At 66.0% G+C, this 1,065-nt stretch carries 1 protein-coding gene and 1 pseudogene; both read right to left on the reverse strand.

Going from position 1 to position 1,065, the window contains the following annotated elements; genetic code table 11:
* Positions 1–163, reverse strand: a pseudogene (locus EOC06_RS44305) (sensor histidine kinase); the annotation flags it as partial.
* A gap of 118 nt (positions 164–281) precedes the next feature.
* Positions 282–1,065, reverse strand: a 784-nt coding sequence (locus tag EOC06_RS44310) for an ATP-dependent helicase C-terminal domain-containing protein (protein ID WP_281062134.1), incomplete at its 5' end; no start/stop codon positions are given.

Here is a 1,065-nt window from a genome sequence, read left to right on the forward strand (position 1 = left end):
AGCAGAGGCTGACCGGCAGCGGAAACTTCAGCCCATAGGCGACGACGAGCACCGTCAGGCTCTGACCGACAATGGCAAGCCAGCGCAACCGGATCAGCGTGTTGAGGCGCAGTCTCTGGCTCTGCTGGAAATCGGGCGAACGCAAAACGTTGATCATGGCCATGGATTACAGCCGCGAAGCGGCAAACGCTAGGTACCGCCCCAATCCGAGGAGTCGGAACGGGGCTCTACTTCTTGTTTGAGCATGATCTTTTCCAAAAACCGGCTTTCACTTTTTGGGATCATGCTCTGGGTTTGGCGCGGGCGGTGGCGGTCGCGAGCAGCGGGTTTTCCGGCCAGACATGCTTGGGATAGCGGCCGCGCATGTCGGCGCGCACATCGGCCCAGGAGCCGCGCCAGAAGCCGGGCAGGTCGCGCGTCGTCTGGATCGGCCGGTGCGCCGGCGACAGGAGTTCGAGCGTCAGCGGCACGGCGCCATTGGCGATCGAAGGATGGCGGTCGAGGCCGAACAGCTCCTGCACGCGAATCGCCAGCACCGGCCATTCGCCGTCATAGCGGATCGGCACATGGCTGCCCGACGGAGCATCGAAATGGGTCGGCGCCAGCGTATCGATCCTGCGCTGCAGATCATGCGGCACGAGGCTGGCCAGCCCGGCCGAGACAACGCCCGCATCGATGGCGGCAAACGACGCCGCGCCGGACAGGTAAGGCAGCAGCCAGTCGTCGAGGCACTCGATGAGGGCGTCATCCGCCATATCGGGCCAGGGCGCGCCAAGGCCGCGATGCAACCAGCCAAGCCGCTGGCGCAGCGTTTGCGCCTCCTTGCTCCAATTCAGCAGCGACAGCCCGTGCTGGCGCACCGCATCGAGGACGGCGCGGTCGGCGTCAGCACCGATTGGCGGCGGCAGCATGCGTTCGGCAAGCGTGATGGCGCCAAGGCGCACTGTTTCGCGGACGCGCACGGCGCGCTTGTCGCGATCGAAGCTCGTTTCGCGGCGAGCCTCGATCCTGTCCGCCAGCGCAATGCGGACATCGTCCTCGCCGATCGCCGCTGCCGCCGTGATG

The sequence above is a fragment of the Mesorhizobium sp. M7A.F.Ca.MR.362.00.0.0 genome (genome assembly GCF_004023175.1).
Taxonomy (GTDB): domain Bacteria; phylum Pseudomonadota; class Alphaproteobacteria; order Rhizobiales; family Rhizobiaceae; genus Mesorhizobium.